Origin of the sequence: Citrobacter sp. 50677481 (assembly GCF_001463265.1) — a bacterium.
GTDB classification, from domain to species: domain Bacteria; phylum Pseudomonadota; class Gammaproteobacteria; order Enterobacterales; family Enterobacteriaceae; genus Citrobacter_A; species Citrobacter_A sedlakii.
Genome location: NZ_LNHZ01000061.1, coordinates 178,881 through 194,578, shown reverse-complemented (window position 1 = coordinate 194,578; position 15,698 = coordinate 178,881). Strand labels below are relative to the sequence as shown.

Here is a 15,698-nt window from a genome sequence, read left to right as displayed (position 1 = left end):
GCTTTTTCCGGACTTACTAACGCGGGATTATTGTAATCCTGTGATCTACAAACAGTTTATTCTACAATGCCGAATAATTACGCAGCGTAATGTTTAATAATGGTAACAATATGAAATATAAGAGCTTAGTACTTTCCTCACTTCTGCTGCTGTTGGGGCAAACGGCGCAGGCCGAGCAGATTGGTTCTGTCGATACGGTATTCAAAATATTTGGCCCGGATCATAAAATTGTCGTGGAGGCCTTTGACGATCCCGACGTGAAAAATGTGACCTGCTACGTCAGTCGCGCCAAAACCGGGGGAATTAAAGGCGGGTTAGGGCTGGCCGAAGATACCTCCGACGCGGCGATATCCTGTCAGCAGGTGGGGCCGATTGAGCTTGGCGAAAGAATCAAAAACGGCAAAGCGCAGGGCGAAGTGGTATTTAAAAAACGCACTTCTCTGGTCTTCAAGTCTTTACAGGTTGTGCGCTTTTATGACGCCAAACGCAACGCGTTGGCGTATCTGGCCTACTCGGACAAGGTGGTCGATGGGTCGCCAAAAAACGCCATTAGCGCGGTGCCGATCATGCCGTGGCGACAGTAACAAGGAAGCATTATGCAGCAGGTTTCGGTCTGGCTGGTGGAAGATGAACAGGGCATTGCGGATACCCTGATTTACATGCTCCAGCAGGAAGGTTTTCGCGTTGAAGCCTTTGAGCGCGGCTTGCCCGCGCTGGAAAAATCGCGGCAGCGTTGTCCGGATGTCGCGATTCTTGACGTCGGCCTACCGGATATCAGCGGCTTTGAACTGTGCCGACGCCTGCTGGAACGGTATCCGGCCTTACCGGTTCTCTTTCTGACGGCGCGCAGTGATGAAGTCGATCGCCTGTTAGGCCTGGAAATCGGCGCGGATGACTATGTGGCGAAACCTTTCTCGCCGCGGGAAGTGTGCGCCCGGGTGCGAACGCTGCTACGCCGGGTGAAAAAATTCTCCACGCCATCTCCCGTCGTCACTATTGGTCATTTTGAACTGAATGAACTGGCCGCCGGGATTGCGTGGTTTGGCACGCCGCTGACGCTCACGCGCTATGAGTTTTTACTGCTGAAAACGTTGCTACAGTCACCCGGCCGGGTTTACTCGCGCCAGCAACTGATGGATATCGTTTGGGCCGATGCGCAGGATACTTTTGACCGCACGGTCGATACGCATATCAAAACCCTGCGCGCTAAATTACGCGCGATTAATCCGGATCTTTCGCCTATCAATACGCATCGCGGGATGGGCTACAGCCTGAGGAGCCTCTGATGCGCATTGGCATGCGTCTGCTGCTCGGTTACTTCCTGATTGTCGCCGTTGCCGCCTGGTTTGTACTGTCGATTTTCGTGCAGGAAATCAAACCGGGCGTCCGACGCGCAACCGAGGGAACGTTGATTGACACCGCGACGCTGTTGGCGGCGCTGGCGCGCGACGATCTTCTGTCTGGCGATCCGGCGCGCGGCCAGCTGGCGCAGGCGTTCACGCTGCTGCACGATCGCCCCTTTCGCGCCAATATCAGCGGTATCTATAAAGTGCGTAACGAGTACCACGTCTACATGACCGATGCGCAGGGCAAAGTGGTGTTCGACTCTGCGAATAAGGCCGTTGGGCAAGACTATTCGCGCTGGAACGACGTCTGGTTAACCCTGCGCGGACAATACGGCGCGCGCAGTACCCCACAGGATCCCGCGGACCCGGAAAGTTCGGTTATGTATGTCGCGGCGCCGGTGCTGGACGGCGGTAAAATCATTGGCGTACTGAGCGTGGGTAAGCCAAATGCGGCGATGGCGCCAGTCATTAAACGCAGTGAACGGCGGATCCTCTGGGCGAGCGCGATCCTGCTCGGTATTGCGTTGGTGATTGGCGCGGGTATGGTCTGGTGGATTAACCGCTCGATCGCCCGCCTGACACGCTATGCGGATTCGGTGACGGAAAATCAGCCAATGCCGCTGCCGGCGTTGGGAAGCAGTGAGTTGCGCAAGCTGGCGCAGGCGCTGGAGAGTATGCGTCTGAAGCTGGAAGGGAAGAATTACATCGAACAGTATGTCTACGCGTTAACCCATGAGCTAAAAAGTCCGCTGGCGGCGATCCGCGGCGCGGCGGAAATCCTGCGCGAAGGCCCGCCTCCGGACATCGTGCAGCGTTTCACCGACAACATTCTCAGCCAGAATGCGCGGATGCAGGTGCTGGTTGAAACGCTGCTGCGCCAGGCGCGGCTGGAGAACCGTCAGGAAATTACACTCTCGCCGGTGGCGGTTGACGCGCTGTTTACGCACGTCAGCGAGGCGCGCGCCATCCAGCTCGCCACAAAGAAGATCGCACTGGAGATGATGCCATCGACATTGACCGTTGCGGCGGAGCCCGCTTTGCTGGAGCAGGCGCTGGGCAATTTGCTCGATAACGCCATTGATTTTACTCCCGAGGGGGGAACCATTACCCTGAGCGCGCGGGCACAGGCGGATCGGGTCACGCTGACGGTTACCGATACCGGGACGGGGATCCCGGACTTTGCGCTGCCGCGTATCTTCGAGCGGTTTTATTCGCTGCCGCGCGAAAACGGGCATAAAAGCAGTGGCCTGGGTCTGGCGTTCGTCAGCGAGGTCGCGCGTTTGTTAAAAGGGAATGTTGAACTGCGTAACCGTCCGCAAGGCGGTGTGGAGGCCTCGTTCACACTTCACCGTCACTTCACATAACTTCAACATCTCCCCACATAGCGGACTTACTCTTGCGGGTATTGCAAAAGGAGAACGCTATGTTGAAATCCCCCCTGTTCTGGAAAGTCGTCACCTTAGGTGGCGCGATCGTGTTATTGCTGATCCCGCTGATGATGGTCCGGCAGATTATTGTTGAACGCGCTGATTACCGCGATACGGTGGAGGATGCCATTCGGCAGAGCACCAGCGGCCCGCAAAAAGTGGTGGGGCCATTGATTGCAGTACCCGTCAGCGAACTGTACACGGTGATGGAAGATGACAAAAAAGTAGAGCGCACCCGCAGTTTTATCCACTTCTGGCTACCGGAGTCGCTGATGGTGGAAGGCAATCAGAATGTCGAAGCACGCAAGGTAGGCATTTATCAGGGGCAGGTCTGGCATACCGACCTGGCGATCAATGCGAAGTTTGACGTTGCGCGCCTAAATGCCCTGAACAAGCCCTCGATTAGCCTGGGGAAACCGTTTATTGTGATGGGCGTCGGCGACGCGCGGGGGATTGACGCAGTGAAAGCGCCGACGGTCAATGGCATCCCACTCGCCGTCGAGCCGGGGACGGGGTTAACCGGGAGCGGGGCGGGGATCCACATTCCCCTGCCGGATGAACAGTGGGCGACGCGCGACCTGAACCTGGCGATGTCGCTAAACTTAAGCGGAACCGGCTCTTTTTCAGTGGTGCCCATCGGGCGCAGCAGTGAAATGACGCTCACCAGCAACTGGCCGCATCCGAATTTCCTCGGTGATTTCCTGCCGGGTAAACGTGAAATCAGCCCGTCCGGGTTTCAGGCCCAGTGGCAAAGCAGCTGGTTTGCCAACAATCTCGGCGAAGAGTTTGTCGCTACGCAAAAAGACGGTTGGTACCGTTTGCCTTCGTTCAGCGTCGCCGTTGCGACACCCGCCGATCAATATCAGTTAACAGACAGAGCGACAAAATATGCGCTTTTGCTGATCAGTCTCACGTTCATGGCGTTCTTTGTCTTCGAAACGCTGACCGGAAAACGGCTTCATCCCATGCAGTATCTGCTGGTGGGGCTTTCGTTGGTCATGTTTTACCTGCTGCTGTTGGCGCTGTCCGAACACATTGGCTTTACGCCAGCGTGGATAGCGGCGAGTCTGGTCGGGGCGATGATGAATGGCGTCTATTTGCAGGCGGTGTTGAAAGGCTGGCGTATCAGTATCGTTTTCACGCTGGCTTTACTGTTGCTTGATGGGGTGATGTGGGTGCTGCTGCGCTCCGAGGATAGCGCGCTGCTGTTGGGGACGGCGGTACTGCTTTTGGCGCTGGGCGGGGTGATGTTCCTGACACGCCATCTGGACTGGTATACGTTTTCCCGTACAAAGCCTGTGCCGCCGGTGACGCCAGATAATCAGGACGACGCATTGCGTCTCTGGAAATAAAGTGTTTTTCTTCCCGGTATAAAAAACGGCGCACAAAGCGCCGTTTTTCAATGACGGTGGTAACCCGTTTAGTCCTGCAGATCGCCGCAGAAACGGTAACCTTCACCGTGAATGGTGGCGATGATTTCAGGGGTATCCGGCGTGGATTCGAAATGCTTACGAATACGGCGGATGGTCACGTCAACGGTACGGTCATGCGGCTTCAGCTCGCGACCGGTCATTTTTTTCAGCAGTTCTGCGCGAGACTGGATCTTGCCTGGATTCTCACAGAAGTGCAGCATCGCGCGGAACTCGCTGCGCGGCAGTTTGTACTGCTCGCCATCAGGGCCGATCAGAGAACGGCTGTTGATGTCCAGTTCCCAACCGTTGAACTTATAGCTTTCTACGCTACGACGTTCTTCGCTGACAGTACCCAGGTTCATGGTACGGGACAGCAGGTTACGGGCACGGATAGTCAGTTCGCGCGGGTTAAACGGTTTGGTGATGTAATCGTCCGCACCGATTTCGAGGCCGAGGATTTTGTCGACTTCGTTATCGCGGCCCGTCAGGAACATCAGCGCAACGTTCGCCTGTTCGCGCAGTTCACGCGCCAGCAGAAGGCCGTTTTTCCCTGGCAGGTTGATATCCATGATCACCAGGTTGATGTCATATTCAGAGAGGATCTGATGCATTTCCGCGCCATCTGTCGCTTCGAATACATCATAGCCTTCCGCTTCGAAAATACTTTTCAACGTGTTGCGTGTTACCAACTCGTCTTCAACGATAAGAATGTGCGGGGTCTGCATGTTTGATACCTAAATTGCCAACTAAATCGAAACAGGAAGTACAAAAGTCCCTGACCTGCCTGATGCATGTCGCAAATTAACATGATCGGCGTAACATGACTAAAGTACGTAATTGCGTTCTTGATGCACTTTCCATCAACGTCAACAACATCATTAGCTTGGTCGTGGGTACTTTCCCTCTGGACCCGACAGTGTCAAAAACGGCTGTCATCCTAACCATTTTAACAGCAACATAACAGGCTAAGACGTACCGGACACCCAATAAAACTACGCTTCGTTGACATATATCAAGTTCAATTGTAGCACGTTAACAGTTTGATGAAATCATCGTATCCAAATGCTAGCGTTCATCACAAATTTGCAATAATCCAACTAGTTGCACAGGAAAACTAATTAACGCAATGAATCCGATGAATGCGTTTCATTTTAAATCAAATTGTCTTAGATAAACAGCAGGATATACTGTTTCTGTTAACATAAAAAATGTTAGTAAAGTCAGGAAATAGTTTAGCGTCTTTTATTGAAGGTGAAACGGTTTTTCAGCTTTTTTCGTTAAAATTTTGTAAATTCGCTCTGCGTAATAAGTTGACATTGGTCACGTTATTCTGCGCGGGCATATCTAAAGAGTAGCTAAATGCGTATCACAATTATCCTTGTTGCCCCGGCGAGAGCGGAAAATATCGGCGCGGCGGCACGCGCGATGAAAACAATGGGATTCAGCCAGTTGCGTATTGTGGACAGCCAGGCGCATCTGGAGCCAGCAACGCGCTGGGTCGCGCATGGTTCCGGCGATATTATTGATAATATTGCTGTTTTTCCCACGCTTGCTGACGCGATTCAGGATGTCGATTTTACCATCGCCACGACCGCGCGCAGCCGGGCGAAATTCCATTACTACGCCACGCCAGCAGAACTGGTGCCGCTGCTGGACGAAAAAGCAGGCTGGATGAATCATGCTGCGCTGGTGTTTGGCCGTGAAGATTCCGGCTTAACCAATGAGGAGCTGGCGCTGGCGGACGTGCTGACCGGCGTGCCAATGGTGGCGGATTATCCCTCCCTGAATCTTGGGCAGGCCGTCATGGTTTATTGCTATCAATTAGCAGGTTTAATGCAACAACCGGCTAAAAATATCGACGTATCTGATGAATTTCAGTTACAGGCGTTACGTTCCCGCCTCATGCAATTGCTGATGACCTTAGATGTCGCAGATGACCAAAAGCTGGTCGACTGGTTACAACAGCGTTTGGGACTTTTAGGTCAGCGAGACACCGCCATGCTGCATCGACTGGTGCATGATATCGAAAAAAATATCACAGAATAATTGTTTGTTAATTATCTGGATTGTGGTTATTTTTGCTGAAAACAAGAGGGGCTAACCTGGTTTATCGGTTAAAAGTAAACCTGACGGCAGCAGCACATGAACAAGTTTCGTAAGGTGAGTAAATCAATTATTTATTGACTTAGGTCATCAGATACTTTAACCAATATATACCCGTCATACTTCACGTTGCAGGTGTGCTCTCAGCGGTCGCCCAGCGAAATCGCTTAGCCAGGCTCATCGGACATTGTTCATTTGCCGCCTTCGTGCAACTCGACGTATTCAGGGTATAGACAAGCACAGACAGATAAAAATGACAGAGCACACAACATCTATGAAACGCATCAGCACCACCATTACCACCACCATCACCATTACCACAGGTAACGGTGCGGGCTGACGCGTACAGGAAACACAGAAAAAAGCCCGCACCTGAACAGTGCGGGCTTTTTTTTCGACCAAAGGTAACGAGGTAACAACCATGCGAGTGTTGAAGTTCGGCGGTACATCAGTGGCAAATGCAGAACGTTTTCTGCGGGTTGCCGATATTCTGGAGAGCAATGCCAGGCAGGGGCAGGTAGCGACCGTACTTTCTGCCCCGGCGAAAATAACGAACCATCTGGTGGCCATGATTGAAAAGACTATCGGCGGCCAGGACGCTTTGCCCAATATCAGCGATGCCGAACGTATTTTTGCCGAACTTCTGACTGGGCTCGCTGAGGCGCAACCGGGCTTCCCGGTGGCGAAGTTGAAAGCGTTCGTTGAGCAAGAGTTTGCCCAGATTAAACATGTACTGCATGGGATCAGCCTGCTCGGCCAGTGCCCGGACAGCATCAACGCTGCGCTTATCTGCCGTGGCGAAAAAATGTCAATTGCCATCATGGCGGGCCTGCTGGAAGCTCGCGGCCACAACGTGACCGTTATCGATCCCGTCGAGAAATTGCTGGCTGTCGGTCACTACCTCGAATCTACCGTTGATATTGCCGAATCGACGCGTCGTATTGCCGCCGGACGCATTCCGGCCGATCACATGATTCTGATGGCCGGTTTCACCGCCGGGAACGAGAAAGGGGAGCTGGTGGTGCTGGGCCGCAATGGTTCCGATTACTCTGCCGCAGTACTGGCCGCCTGCTTACGCGCCGACTGCTGCGAGATCTGGACTGACGTTGACGGCGTGTATACCTGCGATCCGCGCCAGGTACCGGATGCCAGGCTGCTGAAGTCGATGTCGTATCAGGAAGCGATGGAGCTCTCCTACTTCGGCGCGAAAGTCCTTCACCCCCGTACTATCACCCCAATCGCCCAGTTCCAGATCCCTTGCCTGATTAAAAATACCGGTAACCCGCAGGCGCCGGGCACGCTCATTGGCGCAAGCCGTGACGAAGACGACCTGCCGGTGAAAGGTATTTCTAACCTCAACAATATGGCGATGTTCAACGTCTCCGGCCCTGGAATGAAAGGCATGGTGGGGATGGCGGCGCGCGTTTTCGCGGTAATGTCACGCGCCGGGATCTCGGTGGTGCTGATCACCCAGTCATCATCGGAATACAGCATCAGCTTCTGTGTGCCGCAGGCAGACTGCGCCCGCGCCCAGCGCGCGTTGCAGGACGAGTTCTATCTTGAGCTGAAAGAAGGGCTGCTGGAACCGCTGGCAGTCACAGAACGTCTGGCGATCATTTCGGTCGTGGGGGATGGCATGCGCACGCTGCGCGGGATCTCCGCTAAATTCTTCGCCGCGCTGGCTCGCGCCAATATCAATATTGTCGCAATCGCTCAAGGGTCTTCCGAACGTTCCATTTCGGTTGTTGTGAACAATGACGATGTCACTACGGGCGTCCGGGTGACCCATCAGATGCTGTTCAATACCGACCAGGTGATTGAAGTATTTGTCATCGGCGTCGGCGGCGTCGGCGGCGCACTGCTGGAGCAGCTTAAGCGACAGCAAACTTGGCTTAAGAACAAGCATATCGATCTGCGCGTCTGCGGCGTAGCGAACTCCAGGGCAATGTTGACTAACGTACACGGCCTGAACCTGGAAAACTGGCAGGCGGCGCTGGCGGAAGCGAAAGAGCCGTTTAACCTGGGACGCTTAATTCGGCTGGTGAAAGACTACCATCTGCTGAACCCGGTGATTGTCGACTGCACCTCCAGCCAGGCGGTGGCGGATCAGTATGCAGACTTCCTGCGTGAAGGTTTCCACGTCGTTACGCCGAACAAAAAGGCGAATACCTCGTCGATGGATTACTACCACCAGTTGCGTTTCGCGGCGGCGAAGTCACGGCGTAAATTCCTTTACGACACTAACGTCGGCGCGGGTTTGCCGGTGATCGAGAACCTGCAAAACCTGCTCAACGCGGGTGACGAACTGCAAAAATTTTCCGGCATCCTGTCTGGTTCGCTGTCGTTTATTTTCGGTAAGCTGGACGAAGGGATGAGCCTTTCGGACGCCACCAAAATGGCGCGCGAAATGGGCTATACCGAGCCGGATCCACGTGACGATCTGTCCGGGATGGACGTTGCGCGCAAGCTGCTGATCCTCGCTCGTGAAACCGGGCGTGAGCTGGAGCTGTCTGACATCGTAATTGAGCCAGTCCTTCCGGAAACGTTTGATGATTCCGGCGATGTCGCGGCGTTTATGGCGAACCTGCCGCAACTGGATGACGCCTTTGCCGCACGAGTGGCAAAAGCGCGTGATGCGGGCAACGTCTTACGCTATGTTGGCAACATCGAAGAAGACGGCGTGTGCCGGGTGAAAATTGCTGAAGTGGATGGCAACGATCCGTTATATAAAGTGAAAAACGGCGAAAACGCGCTGGCCTTCTACAGCCACTATTACCAGCCGCTGCCGCTGGTGCTGCGTGGTTACGGCGCCGGCAACGACGTGACGGCGGCAGGGGTATTTGCCGACCTGCTGCGCACCCTCTCATGGAAGTTAGGAGTCTAAGATGGTTAAAGTGTATGCCCCGGCTTCCAGCGCCAATATGAGCGTTGGCTTCGATGTGCTCGGGGCGGCCGTCACGCCGGTTGATGGTTCACTGTTAGGCGACGTGGTAACGGTTGACGCGGCGGAAAGCTTCAGTCTGCAAAATCGCGGCCATTTCGCGGACAAACTGCCGACCGAGCCACGCGAAAACATTGTGTATCAATGCTGGGAGCGTTTCTGCCAGGAGTTGGGTAAACCGATCCCGGTGGCGATGACCCTGGAAAAGAATATGCCGATTGGCTCCGGTTTAGGGTCCAGCGCCTGTTCTGTGGTGGCGGCGCTGGTGGCGATGAACGCGCACTGCGGAAAGCCGCTGAACGATACCCGGCTGCTGGCGATCATGGGCGAGCTGGAAGGCCGTATCTCAGGCAGTATTCATTACGATAATGTGGCGCCGTGTTTCCTCGGCGGCATGCAGCTGATGATTGAAGAAAACGGCATTATCAGCCAGCAGGTGCCAGGCTTTGATGAATGGCTGTGGGTGCTGGCTTATCCGGGCATTAAGGTCTCTACGGCGGAAGCGCGCGCGATTTTGCCTGCGCAATATCGTCGTCAGGACTGCATCGCCCACGGGCGTCATCTGGCCGGATTTATTCATGCCTGTTATTCCCGTCAGCCAGGGCTGGCGGCAAAACTGATGAAGGACGTGATTGCCGAACCGTACCGCGAGCGTTTACTGCCGGGCTTCAGCCTGGCGCGTCAGGCGGTGGCGGAAATCGGCGCGCTGGCGAGCGGGATTTCCGGGTCAGGGCCGACGCTGTTCGCGCTGTGCGATAAGCCGGATACCGCACAGCGGGTGGCAGACTGGCTTGAGAAAAACTATCTGCAAAATCAGGAAGGCTTTGTTCATATTTGCCGGCTGGACACGGCAGGCGCACGGGTATTGGGATAATTAATGAAACTCTACAATCTTAAAGATCATAACGAACAGGTTAACTTCGCGCAGGCCGTCACGCAGGGGCTGGGCAAAAATCAGGGGCTGTTTTTTCCGCACGACCTGCCGGAATTTAGCCTGACAGAAGTCGATGACATGCTGAACCAGGATTTCGTCAGCCGGAGCGCGAAGATTCTTTCCGCTTTTATTGGCGATGAGATCCCGCAGGCGATCCTTGAAGAGCGCGTGCGCGCCGCGTTTGCCTTCCCGGCGCCGGTCACACAGGTTGAAGGCGACGTCGGCTGTCTGGAGCTGTTCCACGGCCCAACGTTGGCGTTTAAGGATTTCGGCGGCCGGTTTATGGCGCAGATGCTGACCCAAATCAGCGGCGACAAGCCGGTGACCATTCTGACGGCGACATCAGGTGATACTGGCGCTGCCGTGGCCCATGCGTTTTACGGTCTGCCGAACGTGCGCGTCGTTATTCTGTATCCGCGCGGCAAGATCAGCCCGCTACAGGAAAAACTGTTCTGCACCCTCGGCGGCAACATTGAAACCGTGGCGATTGATGGCGATTTCGATGCTTGTCAGGCGCTGGTGAAGCAGGCGTTCGATGATGAGGAACTGAAAGTCGCGCTGGGGCTGAACTCGGCGAACTCGATCAATATCAGCCGTCTGCTGGCGCAGATTTGTTATTACTTTGAAGCCGTCGCGCAGTTGCCGCAAGACGCGCGCAATCAGTTGGTCATCTCTGTACCGAGCGGAAACTTTGGCGATCTGACGGCGGGCCTGTTGGCGAAGTCGCTTGGCCTGCCGGTGAAGCGCTTTATCGCGGCGACCAACGTCAATGATACCGTACCGAGATTCCTGCAAGAGGGCAAATGGGCGCCGAAAGCGACGCAGGCGACTTTGTCGAACGCCATGGATGTCAGCCAGCCGAACAACTGGCCGCGCGTTGAGGAGCTGTTCCGTCGTAAGATCTGGCGTCTGAATGAGCTGGGCTATGCCGCAGTGGATGATGAAACCACCAAAGAGACCCTGCGTGAGCTCAAAGCGAAGGGATATACCTCGGAGCCGCACGCGGCGGTAGCGTACCGCGCCCTGCGCGATCGCCTGAATCCGGGCGAGTACGGTCTGTTTCTCGGTACGGCGCATCCGGCGAAATTTAAAGAGAGCGTGGAAGCGATCCTGGGCGAAACGTTGGATCTGCCGAAAGCGCTGGCGGAAAGGGCCGATCTGCCGCTGCTTTCCCATTCGCTTCCGGCGGATTTCGCCGCTCTGCGTAAGCTGATGATGAGCCGGGGATAATCGCGGCTGTATCTGCAATGTCTGATGGCGGCGTGCCGCCATCAGACCATCGCCCATTACTGCTCGTAGCGCTTAAACACCAATTCGCCATCCCCCGATGCGGTTTCATCAAAGAAATAGCCTTCACGATTAAAACCGGTCAATTGTTCCGGTTTCGTCAGACGATTTTCAATAATGTACCGGCTCATCAGGCCGCGCGCTTTTTTGGCGTAGAAGCTGATCACCTTAAACTTGCCGTTCTTCTCATCAAGAAACACCGGCTTGATTAATTCAGCATTCAATTTCTGCGGTTTCACCGATTTAAAGTATTCGTCCGACGCCAGATTGATAATCACCCGGTCTCCCTGTGCCGCCAGCGCGTCGTTTAGCTTGTTGGTAATCACGTCGCCCCAAAACTGATACAGATCTTTCCCTCTGGCGTTTTGCAGACGAATCCCCATTTCCAGACGGTACGGCTGCATCAGATCCAATGGGCGCAGGACGCCATATAACCCTGACAGCATACGTAAATGCTGCTGGGCGAACTCGAAATCCGCGTCGCTGAAGGTTTCCGCCTGCAAACCGGTATACACATCGCCCTTAAAGGCGAGAATAGCCTGGCGGGCGTTTTCCGGCGTAAAGTCGGGCTGCCAGTCGTGAAAGCGGGTGGCATTCAGATCGGCAAGTTTATCGCTGATGCCCATCAGCTTGCCGATTTGCGGCGCCGACAGCTTGCGCGCCTCATGAATAAGCTGCTGGGCGTGATCCAGCAGCTCGGGTTGCGTAAAGCGCGTTGTCGCCAGCGGGCTTTGATAGTCGAGGGTTTTTGCAGGTGAAATCAGAATCAGCATATCCAGTCCTTGCAGGAAATTTTCTGCGACTTTAGCAAAAAACGCGACAGAGTTGATCGATAGTTGCGATTAGTTCCGTGGGATATCGTCCCAGGCATCCGGCGCCAGCTGCGGTTCAATATCCGGGTACCGCAGCGGATCGAAGACGGGACGCACGCCCAGTTTACGCTGGCGTAAATAATCGCTGGCGAGGGTATGCACCACCGGCGACAGCAGCAGAATCGCGGTCAGGTTGGTTATCGCCATGCAGGCCATGATGATGTCGGCAAGTTGCCACAAAACGGGGAAACTCATCAGCGTCCCGGCGATCACCGTAGAACAGGCCGCAAACCGCAATGTCCAGATGGCCCGCCGGTTATCCATTCGCAGAAAGAACAGATTGTTCTCGGCATAAATGGTGTTCACCACGATCGAACTAAAGGCAAACAGCGTCACCACAATGGCGACAAAATCGCCACCCCACTCGCCAACCAGCGCGCTCATCGCTTTCTGGATCAACTGTATGCCTTCCATCGGCGCATAGGTCGTGCCGTTGCCAGCCAGCAAAACCAGCATGGCGGTGGCGCTGCAGACCACCAGCGTGTCGATAAAAATGCCGATCATCTGTACGATGCCCTGGGCTGCGGGGTGCGGCGGCCAGGAGGCTGCCGCGGCGGCGGCATTCGGCGTTGACCCCATTCCGGCTTCATTAGAAAACATGCTGCGCTGAAAGCCGCTGGTAAGGGCCTGGCTCAGCGTGTACCCTGCCGCGCCGCCTGCGGCTTCCTGCCAGCCAAACGCGCTCTGCACGATGGACAGTACCACGTCAGGGATCAAGTCGATATTGATTGCACAGACCACCAGGCTGGTCACCACCCATAGCAGCGCCATCATCGGAACAAACCACTGCATCATTCGCGCCACGCCCCGGATGCCCCTGACGATAACCAGCAACGCGGCGCCGGCGAGGACCACGCCGCTGACAAGGGGCGGGAAATCAAACGAAAAATGGAGCGCGCGCGAAACGGCGTTTGCCTGAACGCCATTGAAAATCATCCCATACGCTATCAGCAAAAAGAGGGCAAACAGCACGCCCATCCAACGCATGCCTAAACCGCGCGCCATATACCACGCCGGACCGCCGCGAAACTGGCCGTGGCGATCGCGCTCTTTATACAGTTGGGCCAGGGCGCTTTCGGCGAAGGAGGTGGCCATGCCGATAACGGCAGCGACCCACATCCAGAAAACCGCGCCCGGCCCGCCGGCGGTGATCGCCAGCGCGACGCCGGACAGGTTGCCGCTCCCTATCCGCGCGGCAAGACTGGTGCATAATGCCTGAAATGAGGTTAGCCCGCCCGGTTGCGGGTTCACGCTGTTTTTCAGACTTCTGCCAAACTGGCGGATATAGCGAAATTGAACGAATCCCGTGCGCCAGGTAAACCAGCAGCCTGCCCCAAAGAGCAGGTAGATCATGACCGATCCCCAGAGCACGTCGTTGATAAATGAAAAGAAGTCAGGCATTAACATCCCTCTTGTTGCTGCCGGTACGCTTTAACAATCCCGTGTAAGCGTTACCAATTGTCGAATAGTATATACGCTGCTGGACAACGGGTAGCGGGCGTCAATCATACATGAGGTTGAGCGCACGAATCGCGCGTGACATCAAGACAAGCGCTGAAAATTGACCCTGGCGGCGCGACGGGGATAACCGCATTGTCTGCGGTTGCGCTGACACTGCGTCGTGTTATCATCAGGGCAGACCGGTTACATCCCCCTAACAAGCTGTTTAAAGAGAAACACTATCATGACGGACAAATTGACCTCCCTTCGTCAGTTCACCACCGTGGTGGCCGACACCGGAGACATCGCGGCAATGAAGCTGTATCAGCCGCAGGATGCCACAACCAACCCTTCTCTCATTCTTAACGCAGCGCAGATCCCGGAATACCGCAAGTTGATTGATGACGCTGTTGCCTGGGCTAAGCAGCAGAGCAGCGACCGCGCGCAGCAGATTGTTGACGCTACCGATAAGCTGGCGGTCAACATTGGTCTGGAAATCCTCAAACTGGTTCCGGGCCGTATCTCCACGGAAGTGGATGCGCGTCTGTCCTACGACACCGAAGCGTCTATCGCTAAGGCAAAACGCATCATTAAGCTCTATAACGACGCGGGCATCAGCAACGATCGCATTCTGATTAAGCTGGCTTCCACCTGGCAGGGCATCCGTGCCGCTGAGCAGTTGGAAAAAGAGGGCATCAACTGTAACCTGACGCTGCTGTTCTCCTTCGCTCAGGCGCGCGCCTGTGCTGAAGCGGGTGTTTACCTGATCTCCCCGTTTGTGGGTCGTATTCTGGACTGGTACAAAGCCAATACCGATAAGAAAGAGTATGCTCCGGCAGAAGATCCGGGCGTGGTTTCCGTAACGGAAATCTACGAATACTACAAACAGCACGGCTACGAGACGGTAGTAATGGGCGCAAGCTTCCGCAATATCGGCGAAATCCTTGAGCTGGCAGGTTGCGACCGCCTGACGATCGCTCCGGCGCTGCTGAAAGAACTGGCTGAAAGCGAAGGCGCTGTCGAACGTAAACTGTCCTTCTCTGGCGAAGTGAAAGCGCGCCCGGAACGTATTACCGAGTCTGAGTTCCTGTGGCAGCACAACCAGGATCCAATGGCGGTGGACAAACTGGCGGACGGTATCCGTAAGTTTGCCGTTGACCAGGAAAAACTGGAAAAAATGATCGGCGATCTGCTGTAATCATTCCGCGTGACCGGATCCCCGGTCACGCGACCTCTCTCGTCCTCTGTCTGAAAATCCCCTCTGCGTGTATCATTCCCTAAATGCATCAGTTGAATGGAATGAATATGAATACCTTACGCATCGGCTTAGTGTCGATTTCTGACCGCGCGTCCAGCGGTGTTTATCAGGATAAAGGCATCCCGGCTCTGGAAGAATGGCTGGGCAAAGCGCTGACAACGCCGTTTGACGTGCAGACGCGTTTAATTCCCGATGAGCAGGCCATTATTGAGCAGACGCTGTGCGAACTGGTCGACGAAATGAGTTGCCACCTGGTGCTGACTACCGGCGGTACCGGTCCGGCGCGTCGCGACGTCACGCCGGACGCGACGCTGGCCATTGCCGACCGCGAGATGCCCGGTTTCGGTGAACAGATGCGGCAGATTAGCCTCCACTTTGTACCGACAGCGATTCTCTCGCGCCAGGTTGGGGTGATCCGCAAACAGGCGCTGATCCTCAATTTGCCGGGCCAGCCGAAATCGATTAAAGAGACGCTGGAAGGGGTCAAAGCAGCGGATGGCAGCGTGGTGGTCGCGGGTATTTTTGCCAGTGTACCGTATTGTATACAGTTGCTTGACGGGCCTTACGTCGAAACAGCAGCGGAAGTTGTAGCAGCATTTCGTCCGAAAAGCGCGCGGCGCGAAACAAATAGCTAAATTATATGTTTTTGTGACATAAGCATCGGCAAATCTGGCGTGT

At 55.1% G+C, this 15,698-nt stretch carries 15 protein-coding genes and 1 other annotated feature; of the genes, 12 read left to right on the top strand and 3 right to left on the bottom strand.

Annotated features, from left to right (window positions below):
* The first annotated feature begins 110 nt into the window (after positions 1-110).
* The 4 genes from creA to creD are packed head-to-tail and all read left to right on the top strand — an operon-like array spanning position 111 to position 4,125.
* Positions 111-584, top strand: a complete 474-nt coding sequence (creA, locus tag APU02_RS17440; RefSeq protein WP_042290339.1) for a protein CreA — start codon at positions 111-113, stop codon at positions 582-584.
* 12 nt (positions 585-596) lie between these two features.
* Positions 597-1,286, top strand: a complete 690-nt coding sequence (gene creB, locus APU02_RS17435; protein WP_042290262.1) for a two-component system response regulator CreB — start codon at positions 597-599, stop codon at positions 1,284-1,286.
* Positions 1,286-2,710, top strand: a complete 1,425-nt coding sequence (gene creC, locus APU02_RS17430) for a two-component system sensor histidine kinase CreC (protein WP_060570771.1) — start codon at positions 1,286-1,288, stop codon at positions 2,708-2,710. The genes creB and creC overlap by 1 nt, the downstream gene beginning before the upstream one ends.
* Before the next feature lie 59 nt (positions 2,711-2,769).
* Positions 2,770-4,125, top strand: coding sequence for a cell envelope integrity protein CreD (creD, locus tag APU02_RS17425; RefSeq protein ID WP_060570770.1), 1,356 nt, complete (start codon positions 2,770-2,772; stop codon positions 4,123-4,125).
* A gap of 68 nt (positions 4,126-4,193) precedes the next feature.
* On the opposite strand, the gene arcA is transcribed toward creD, so the two are convergent.
* Positions 4,194-4,910 (bottom strand): two-component system response regulator ArcA, encoded by a 717-nt coding sequence (gene arcA, locus APU02_RS17420; protein WP_001194359.1) that lies wholly within the window; start codon positions 4,908-4,910, stop codon positions 4,194-4,196.
* Positions 4,911-5,005: 95 nt separating this feature from the next.
* Between arcA and yjjY the strand changes: the two genes are divergently transcribed.
* From yjjY to thrC, 6 genes are all read left to right on the top strand, one after another.
* A complete protein-coding gene (gene yjjY, locus APU02_RS25860) occupies positions 5,006-5,146 on the top strand; it encodes a protein YjjY (RefSeq protein WP_001541509.1) in 141 nt (46 codons plus the stop codon).
* Between the two features lie 398 nt (positions 5,147-5,544).
* The gene (locus tag APU02_RS17410) at positions 5,545-6,231 is read left to right on the top strand and encodes a tRNA/rRNA methyltransferase (RefSeq protein ID WP_060570769.1); all 687 of its coding nucleotides are present in this window, start codon (positions 5,545-5,547) and stop codon (positions 6,229-6,231) included.
* 331 nt (positions 6,232-6,562) lie between these two features.
* Complete coding sequence (gene thrL / locus APU02_RS17405) at positions 6,563-6,628, top strand: thr operon leader peptide (protein ID WP_001386572.1); 66 nt, start codon at positions 6,563-6,565, stop codon at positions 6,626-6,628.
* Positions 6,564-6,684 (top strand) — a sequence feature (Thr leader region). Its footprint overlaps the gene before it by 65 nt.
* 25 nt (positions 6,685-6,709) lie before the next feature.
* Positions 6,710-9,172, top strand: coding sequence for a bifunctional aspartate kinase/homoserine dehydrogenase I (gene thrA, locus APU02_RS17400; protein WP_042290336.1), 2,463 nt, complete (start codon positions 6,710-6,712; stop codon positions 9,170-9,172).
* A gap of 1 nt (position 9,173) precedes the next feature.
* The gene (gene thrB / locus APU02_RS17395; protein WP_042290253.1) at positions 9,174-10,103 is read left to right on the top strand and encodes a homoserine kinase; all 930 of its coding nucleotides are present in this window, start codon (positions 9,174-9,176) and stop codon (positions 10,101-10,103) included.
* Between the two features lie 3 nt (positions 10,104-10,106).
* On the top strand, positions 10,107-11,393 hold the full coding sequence (gene thrC / locus APU02_RS17390) for a threonine synthase (protein WP_042290250.1): 1,287 nt from the start codon (positions 10,107-10,109) through the stop codon (positions 11,391-11,393).
* 56 nt (positions 11,394-11,449) lie between these two features.
* Here the strand turns inward: thrC and yaaA are convergent, their stop codons facing one another.
* Positions 11,450-12,223 (bottom strand): peroxide stress protein YaaA, encoded by a 774-nt coding sequence (gene yaaA / locus APU02_RS17385; RefSeq protein WP_060570768.1) that lies wholly within the window; start codon positions 12,221-12,223, stop codon positions 11,450-11,452.
* Positions 12,224-12,292: 69 nt separating this feature from the next.
* Complete coding sequence (locus tag APU02_RS17380; protein ID WP_060570767.1) at positions 12,293-13,723, bottom strand: sodium:alanine symporter family protein; 1,431 nt, start codon at positions 13,721-13,723, stop codon at positions 12,293-12,295.
* Positions 13,724-14,006: 283 nt separating this feature from the next.
* On the opposite strand from APU02_RS17380, the gene tal reads away from it, so the two are divergent.
* Both tal and mog read left to right on the top strand, forming a co-directional pair.
* On the top strand, positions 14,007-14,960 hold the full coding sequence (tal, locus tag APU02_RS17375; protein WP_042290242.1) for a transaldolase: 954 nt from the start codon (positions 14,007-14,009) through the stop codon (positions 14,958-14,960).
* 107 nt (positions 14,961-15,067) lie between these two features.
* Positions 15,068-15,655 carry a molybdopterin adenylyltransferase gene (gene mog, locus APU02_RS17370; protein ID WP_060570766.1) on the top strand — a complete coding sequence of 196 codons (588 nt, stop codon included), beginning with the start codon at positions 15,068-15,070 and terminating at the stop codon, positions 15,653-15,655.
* Positions 15,656-15,698 lie beyond the last annotated feature (43 nt).